Here is a 7,471-nt window from a genome sequence, read left to right as displayed (position 1 = left end):
GGGGGGGGGGCGGGGGGGGGGGCGGGGGGGCACCCGCGGGGGGGGGGGGGGGGCGTCCACGGCGGGCGCCGGGCGGGGGGGGGGGGGGGGGCGGGGCCCCGGGGCGGCGGGTGGGGTCAGGCGACCTGGACCTCGCGGTCCTGCTTGGGCTGCGCCGGGACCGCGGACGCCACGGGGGTGTGGGCGCAGGTGCGCACCGGCTTGGGACGGCGGCGGCTGGCGAACAGCCGGGGCAGGGCCAGCGTGACGAAGCCCTCGGCCTGCATCACGGCGAAGCCGATGCGGGGCAGGTCACGGCTGTTGCGGTAGACCATGAAGCGCGGCTCCCAGCGGGGGCGGAACTTCTCGTTGAACTTGTACAGCGATTCGATCTGGAACCAGCGCGACAGGAACACCAGCAGGCTGCGCCACATGCGCAGGACCGGGCCGGCACCGATCTTCTCGCCGCGGGCCAGGGCCGCGCGGAACATCGCGAAGTTCAGGGAGACCTTCTCGATGCCCAGCTCGGGGGCCTGCTGCAGGGAGGCGACGATCAGCAGTTCGTTCATGCCGGGGTCGGCGGAGCGGTCGCGGCGCATCATCTCCAGCGACATGCCGTCCTTGCCCCAGGGCACGAAGTGCTGGATGGCCTTGAGGTCGCCGAAGGGGCTGGGGTCGTTCTCCTCCACGCGGTGCGCGGTGGCGATGAAGCAGTCGCCGTCGCCCTCCTCGCCGACCCGGCCCAGGGCCATGGAGAAGCCGCGCTCGGTGTCGGTGCCGCGCCAGGCGACGGCCGCGCCGCGCACCCGCTCCAGCTCCTCCTCGGTCAGCTCGCTGACGCGGCGGACCTTGGTGGTGTAGCCGTTGCGCTCGATGCGCTTCACCATCTGGCGGACGTTGCGCATGGGACGGCCGGAGAGGGAGAAGTCTTTGACGTCGACGATCGCCTCGTCGCCGAGCTCCAGGGCGTCCAGCCCGGTCTCGCGGGTCCAGACCTCGCCGCCGGTCTCGCTGCAGCCCACGACGGCCGGGGTCCAGGAGTGGGCCTTGGCCTGCTCCATGAACCGCTCGATGGCGCCGGGCCAGGCCTCGACGTCGCCGATGGGGTCGCCGGAGGCGAGCATCACGCCGGAGACGACGCGGTAGGTGACGGCGGCCTTGCCGCTGGGGGAGAAGACGACGGCCTTGTCGCGGCGGAGCGCGAAGTGGCCGAGGGAGTCGCGGCCGCCGTGCTTGGCGAGCAGCTCGCGCAGCTTGGTCTCGTCGTCGGCGGTGAGCCGGGCGGCCGGGTGCTCGGGGCGGAAGGCCAGGTAGATGGTGGTGAGCGCGGTCAGCATGCCGAGGGCGCCGAGGGAGTAGCCGACGGTCCAGGAGACGCGGCCGGCGTAGTCGACGGGTCCCTCGATGCCGACGAGGCCGTACACGACGTGGCTGATCTGCTCGTAAATACCCGGATGGCCGACGACACGGCCGGGGTGGGAGTTGACGATGACCAGACCGAGGCCGATGGAGCCGGCGCTCATCAGCACGAAGTTGGCGAGCGCCTTCCAGCGGCTGCGCGGGTCCGGCAGGGCCTTGAATTCACCCTGGTGGCGGACGATGAGCCCCAGGAGCACCGCCGCGATGACGACGCTGATGACGGAGTGCCGGTACGTGAACTGCGCCACGGCCCCGGCCGGGAGCAGGACGACGGCGGCCCGCCAGGCACGGCGCTTGCGGCGCTTGAGGCCGTGGGCGAGCAGGAGCAGCAGGACGCCCGCGCTGATGGCGAGGGCGGCTGCGAACGGGCCCAGCGAACCGGGCAGCACCTCGGTGACCGCGTGGATCCGGCTGTGCCGGAACCGCGGGAACACGCCCGCCGCGATGTCCAGAAGGCCGACGATCATGACGGCCGTACCTACCAGCCCGGGCACCGACTCCGGTCGTGGGCCGCGGAAGATTCGGCGGACCTGCTTCGGAACCTGTCCCGACTTATCGCCATCTATCCTGCTAGACATCGCTTCCCGTTGCTCCGCGAGAGATCATGTGGCCGAAGGCCGCGACAGCCTCCGGAGTGTGGTGCGTCCACTAGGACGACATCGGGGTCGAGCGGGTTCACTCTTCCGCCGAGAAAAACTAGTCCTGCCATCAGAAAGTCGACTGACTGCTCATGGGTCTCACCAGTAATACGGTTCTGGCGCTGGCCATCATCGCCGGTGTGCTGCTGTTCGCGGCCACGGTGTGGTGGTGGCCCCGGCTCTCGGGCCGCACCTGGCGTGCGCTGCTCGGCCGGATCGGCCTCCTGCTCGCGACCCAGCTGGCGCTGTTCTCGGCCGTCGGCCTGGCGGCGAACAAGTCCTTCTCCTTCTACGGCTCGTGGGCGGACCTGTTCGGCCAGCAGACGTCTGTCGGCAAGGTCGTGGACCACTCGATGAGCAGCAAGGACATCAAGGTCGTCGACAAGCAGAAGCTCGACGTGCCGGGCGGCGCCCAGCCCCAGGTGGGCGGGCAGATCCTGAAGGTTGCCATAACCGGGCAGAAGTCGAAAATAACGAGCCCCGGGTACGTGTGGCTGCCGCCGGAGTACTTCCAGCCGCAGCACAAGGAGCAGAACTTTCCGGCCTCGATCGTGCTGACGGGCTACCCGGGCACCGCCGAGAACCTGATCAAAGGGCTGAACTACCCGATGACGGCCTTTAAGCAGGCCAAGGCGGGCAAGATGAAGCCGATGATCCTGGTGATGCTGCGCCCGACGATCGCGCCGCCGCGTGACACCGAGTGCGTGGACATACCGGGCGGCCCCCAGACCGAGACGTTCTTCGGCCAGGACCTGCCGCAGGCCATCCAGGACACCTTCCGGGTCGGCAAGAAGCCGCAGAACATGGGCTTCATCGGCAACTCGACGGGCGGCTACTGCGCCCTGAAGATCGCCGCGCACTACCCGCAGACCTTCGGCGCCGCCGCGGGTCTGTCCGCGTACTACGACGCGGCGAACGACGCGACGACCGGCAACCTGTTCCAGGGCGACGACAAGCTCAAGAAGCGCGCGGACGTCCTGCACAGCATCGAGAACAAGAAGCCCACCGGCACGTCCTTCCTGGTCACCAGCAGCGAGCAGGGCGAGCCGAACCTGGACGACACCAAGAAGTTCATCAAGCTGGTCAAGGGCCCGGACCGGGTCTCCTCGATCATCCTCGACAGCGGCGGCCACAACTTCAACACCTGGCGCCGCGAGATCCCGCCGATGCTGGTGTGGATGAGCAACCGCATCCAGGCCTGACCCCCGGCGGGACGGCCCGCCAGCATGACCGTGACCGGCCCGAGGAGGCCGGTCACACGTCGTTCCGGGCTCCTACGGCTCCTGCAATCCCGCCCGGCGCAGCGCCCGGTGGACGCCCTCCGGGGTCAGTACGCCGGCCAGGGCGCCGGTGTCCGGGTCCGTGACCCCGATCCGGCCCGAGTCCTCCTGGAGCAGTGCGGCCAGGGCCTCGCGCAGGCTCGCCCCCAGCGCCACCGGCGCGGCCGCCGGAGGCGTCCCGTCGACGGCCGTCAGGTCGGCCCGCCCGACGGGGGTGACGGCGAGCCGCTTCAGGCCGCGGTCCGCGCCGACGAAGGAGGCCACGTACTCGGTGGCCGGCGCGCCCAGCACCGCCGCCGGGCGGTCGAACTGCTCGATGGTGCCCGCGCCGTAGACGGCGATGCGGTCGCCGAGCCGGACCGCCTCCTCCAGGTCGTGCGTGACCAGCAGGATCGTCTTGCGCACCGTCTTCTGGAGCGCCAGGAACTCGTTCTGGAGGCGCTCGCGGACCACCGGGTCCACCGCGCCGAACGGCTCGTCCATCAGCAGCACCGGCGGATCGGCGGCCAGGGCGCGGGCGACGCCGACGCGCTGGCGCTGCCCGCCGGACAGCTGCTCCGGGTAGCGGCCCCCGTACACGGCCGGGTCCAGCCCCACCAGGTCGAGGAGCTCGGCCGCCCGGGCGCGGGCCTTGGCCCTGGGGGTGCCGATCAGCTGCGGCACGGTCGCGGTGTTCTCCAGCACGGTCTTGTGCGGGAACAGCCCGACCTGCTGGATGACGTACCCGATGCGGCGCCGCAGCTCGACCGGGTCGGCGCTCGCGATGTCCTCGCCGCCGAGCAGGATCCGGCCGGAGGTCGGCTCGATGAGCCGGTTGACCATCTTCATCGTGGTCGTCTTGCCGCAGCCGGACGGGCCCACGAGGGTGACCAGTTCGCCCTCCGCCACCTCGAAGGACAGGTCCTCGACGGCCGTCGTCCCGTCGGGGTAGCGCTTGGTCACATGCTCGAATCGGATCACCCGGCCATCCTCCCCCACCCGTGCTCCGGAGTTTGTGACGGGAGTATGACCCTCGTGCGAAGGAATCCGGCCATCGTCGGTGCCGGGGGTTAGGGTCGCTCCTGACTGCGCCATTCTCGAATGGGTGTACGCGACGACGGTGGGGGGTGAGCGCATGGCCGGGCAGAACTGCCTGGTGGCGAACGACTGGATCTGCTGGGACTACGTCACGTCCCGCTCCCGGGAGCTCACCGACGCCACCCTCCAGCACGTGTGGATCACGGGCGTGTCGGTGCTTATCGGCCTCGTCGTCTCCCTCCCGCTGGCCCTGCTGGCCCGCCGCGGCCGGCACTGGGCCGCGCCCGTGCTGGGCCTGACCACCCTGCTCTACACCGTCCCCTCGCTCGCCATGTTCTCCCTGCTGCTGCCGCTGTTCGGGCTGTCGGCCGCGCTCGTGGTGACCGGCCTGGTGCTGTACTCGCTGACGATCCTGGTCCGCAACGCGATGGCCGGCCTGGAGGCCGTCCCCGAGGAGGTGCGGGAGGCCGCCCGCGGCATGGGCTACGGGCCCGCGCGGCTGCTGTGGCAGGTCGAACTGCCGCTGGCGCTGCCCGCCCTGCTCGCCGGGGTGCGGATCGCCACCGTGTCCACGGTCGCGCTGACCACCGTCGGCTCCATCGTCGGCCAGGGCGGCCTCGGCAACCTGATCGCCCCGGCGGTCAACAGCTCCTTCAAGGCCCAGGTGCTCACCGCGTCCGCGCTCTGCGTCCTGCTCGCGCTGGCGGCGGACCTGCTGCTGCTCGGCGTGCAGCGGCTGCTCACGCCGTGGACGCGGGCGACGCGGGCACCGCGTGCGCCGCGGGTCCGGCGGACGGCGCCGGCACCCGCTCCGACCGTGAAGGGGGCCTGAGCAGATGGGTGTGCCGGGACGGGCCTGGGACTGGCTGGCGACCGGGGCCAACTGGTCCGGGGAGAACGGGGTGTGGCACCGGCTCGGCGAGCACGTCTACGTCAGCGGGATCGCCCTCGCCGTCGCCTGCGCACTGGCCCTCCCGCTCGGCCTGTGGCTCGGCCACATCGGCAAGGGCGGGGCGCTCGCCGTCAACGTCTCCAACATCGGCCGGGCGGTCCCGGTCTTCGCCGTGCTGGCGCTGTTCATGGTCTCGCCCCTGCGCAACGCGGGCTATCTGCCCACCATCGCCGCGCTCGTGCTCTTCGCCGTACCGCCGCTGCTGACCAACGCGTACGTGGGCATGCGCGAGGTGGACCGCGCGGTGGTGGAGGCCGCCCGGGGCATGGGCATGTCCGGAGGGCAGCTGTTCTGGCGGGTGGAACTGCCGCTCGCGCGGGACCTGGTGATGACGGGGCTGCGCTCGGGCGCCGTCCAGGTCATCGCCACCGCCACGATCGCGGCCATGGTCGGCCAGGGCGGCCTCGGCCGGATCATCACCGCCGGCTTCAACACGTACAACACGCCGCAGGTCTTCGCGGGAGCCCTGCTGGTGGCGGCGCTGGCCCTGCTGGTCGAGGGGGTCCTGGTGGCCGTGGGCCGGCTGTTCCCGCGCCCGGCGGCGCGCTGACCCCTGCGGCCGGTGCCGCGCCCGCCACCCCCTGTCGTTGGTCGTTCCCACTCCCTTGGAGGAGCAACAGATGAGCAAGTCCACGCGTGTCCTCGGCGCCGTACTGGGAGCGGCGGCCCTGACCGTCTCGCTCGCGGCGTGCGGCGGCGACAGCCTGGAGAAGAGCAAGGACTCCGGAGCGGGCGCTTCCGCCCCCTCCGATTCCGGCTCCGGCAAGGGCAAGATCGTCATCGGCGCGGCCGGGTTCACCGAGTCCAGCGTCCTGGCGGAGCTGTACGCGCAGGTGCTGGCCGACGCCGGCCACAGCACGTCGATCACCACGGTGAACAACCGCGAGCTGTACGAACCCTCGCTGGAGAAGGGCGAGATCGACGTCGTCCCCGAGTACGCGGCCACCCTCGCGGAGTTCCTCAACGCCAAGGTGAACGGGCCGAAGGCGCCCGAGGAGAAGCCGGTCGCCTCCAGCGACGTGGCGGCGACGGTGGCGGCCCTGGACCGGCTGGCCGGCCCGCTCGGCCTGAAGGCGCTCCCGGCGGGCCCGGCGGTCGACCAGAACGCGTTCGCCGTGTCGAAGGAATTCGCGCAGAAGAACAACCTGAAGACACTTTCCGACCTCGGCGCGTCGGGCCTGAAGGTGAAGATCGCGGCGGGCGACGAATGCGCCGTACGGCCCTTCTGCGCACCGGGCTTGAAGAAGACGTACGGAATCGACGTCTCCGGTGTCGACCCGAAGGGCGTCGGCACCCCGCAGGCCAAGCAGGCGGTCAAGGACGGCGTGGACCAGCTGGTCCTCACCACCACCACGGACGCCACCCTCGACTCCTTCGGCCTGGTGCTGCTGGAGGACGACAAGAAGCTCCAGAACGCCGACAACGTCCTGCCGGTGGTCAACGCCAAGGACGCCGGCTCCCCGGAGATCGCGGCCGCCCTCGACAAGCTGACCAAGGTCCTCACGACCACCGACCTCGTCGAGCTGAACCAGCAGGTGGACGCCAAGCGGGAGAAGCCGGCGGACGTCGCGAGGGCCTATCTGAAGGCGAAGGGCCTGACGAAGTAGGAGCAGCCACGGGAGTAGTGGCGGGTTTGATGGAGAAACGACGGGTAACTGCCCGGCCACAGATTGCCGGGCAGTTACCCCACTCGACCCCCACGCCCTGTAAATTTCAGGCCATGCCCCGTGGACGCCACCGCAACCCCGAACCCCTGCACCGGCTGCTCACGCCGACGACCGTGGCCGGAGTCTCCGTCGCCAGTGCGGCCGCGGCCTGGCTGCTCGCGGAACCCGTGCCCCTGCGCTTGCTCGTGGCCCTCGCGGCGGGCGCGGGCGTGGCCGGCGCCGTCGTCATGCGCGCCTGGGACCGCGCGGCCGGGCGCCGCGTCGCGGAACTCGCCCGCGAACGCGTCAAGGACGAGTGGAAGACCGAAGAGCGGATAGCCGAGCTGGAGTCCGACCTCGAAGAGGCCCGGGCCCTGCGCGCCAAGCTCGACGCGAAGCTGCGGGCCAAGCGGGTCGAACTCGCGGGCCTTGGCCGGCCGCAGCCCCCCCCCGGTGGGCGGGTCACCCCCGCCCCCCCACACCCGCGCGCCCCCCCCCGGGGCGCCCGCCGCGGGCCCCCCCACCGCGCCCCCGCCCCCG

Annotated in this window: 6 protein-coding genes and 1 pseudogene; 5 read left to right on the top strand and 2 right to left on the bottom strand. The window is 71.5% G+C overall.

Annotation, left to right across the window (positions count from 1 at the left end; genetic code table 11):
* Window positions 1-116 precede the first annotated feature (116 nt).
* On the bottom strand, window positions 117-1,976 hold the full coding sequence (locus ACFXA3_RS29015; protein WP_385191465.1) for a phosphatidylglycerol lysyltransferase domain-containing protein: 1,860 nt from the start codon (window positions 1,974-1,976) through the stop codon (window positions 117-119).
* Between the two features lie 152 nt (window positions 1,977-2,128).
* On the opposite strand from ACFXA3_RS29015, the gene ACFXA3_RS29010 reads away from it, so the two are divergent.
* Window positions 2,129-3,238, top strand: a complete 1,110-nt coding sequence (locus ACFXA3_RS29010) for an alpha/beta hydrolase (RefSeq protein WP_385191464.1) — start codon at window positions 2,129-2,131, stop codon at window positions 3,236-3,238.
* Between the two features lie 72 nt (window positions 3,239-3,310).
* Here the strand turns inward: ACFXA3_RS29010 and ACFXA3_RS29005 are convergent, their stop codons facing one another.
* A complete protein-coding gene (locus ACFXA3_RS29005) occupies window positions 3,311-4,276 on the bottom strand; it encodes an ABC transporter ATP-binding protein (RefSeq protein WP_385191462.1) in 966 nt (321 codons plus the stop codon).
* A 154-nt stretch (window positions 4,277-4,430) separates the two neighbouring features.
* Here ACFXA3_RS29005 and ACFXA3_RS29000 point away from each other — a divergent pair, with 154 nt between their 5' ends.
* From ACFXA3_RS29000 to ACFXA3_RS28985, 4 genes and pseudogenes are all read left to right on the top strand, one after another.
* Entirely contained in the window at window positions 4,431-5,165 is a 735-nt protein-coding gene (locus ACFXA3_RS29000; RefSeq protein ID WP_385191467.1) for an ABC transporter permease, read from the top strand.
* A 4-nt stretch (window positions 5,166-5,169) separates the two neighbouring features.
* On the top strand, window positions 5,170-5,835 hold the full coding sequence (locus ACFXA3_RS28995; protein ID WP_385191461.1) for an ABC transporter permease: 666 nt from the start codon (window positions 5,170-5,172) through the stop codon (window positions 5,833-5,835).
* 70 nt (window positions 5,836-5,905) lie between these two features.
* Window positions 5,906-6,892, top strand: coding sequence for an ABC transporter substrate-binding protein (locus ACFXA3_RS28990; protein ID WP_385191460.1), 987 nt, complete (start codon window positions 5,906-5,908; stop codon window positions 6,890-6,892).
* Window positions 6,893-7,005: 113 nt separating this feature from the next.
* Window positions 7,006-7,471: pseudogene (locus ACFXA3_RS28985) on the top strand (hypothetical protein); the annotation flags it as partial.

The sequence above is a fragment of the Streptomyces sp. NPDC059456 genome, assembly GCF_042750055.1.
Classification (GTDB): Bacteria; Actinomycetota; Actinomycetes; order Streptomycetales; family Streptomycetaceae; genus Streptomyces.
This window is presented reverse-complemented; position numbering and strand designations above follow the sequence as displayed.

What these genes read in the sequence shown, in the direction of transcription:
- ACFXA3_RS28995 (WP_385191461.1), top strand. Translation starts at nt 5,170, where the DNA reads ATGGGTGTGCCGGGACGGGCCTGGGACTGGCTGGCGACCGGGGCCAAC.
- ACFXA3_RS29010 (WP_385191464.1), top strand. Translation starts at nt 2,129, where the DNA reads ATGGGTCTCACCAGTAATACGGTTCTGGCGCTGGCCATCATCGCCGGT.
- ACFXA3_RS29015 (WP_385191465.1), bottom strand. Translation starts at nt 1,976, where the DNA reads ATGTCTAGCAGGATAGATGGCGATAAGTCGGGACAGGTTCCGAAGCAG.
- ACFXA3_RS28990 (WP_385191460.1), top strand. Translation starts at nt 5,906, where the DNA reads ATGAGCAAGTCCACGCGTGTCCTCGGCGCCGTACTGGGAGCGGCGGCC.
- ACFXA3_RS29000 (WP_385191467.1), top strand. Translation starts at nt 4,431, where the DNA reads ATGGCCGGGCAGAACTGCCTGGTGGCGAACGACTGGATCTGCTGGGAC.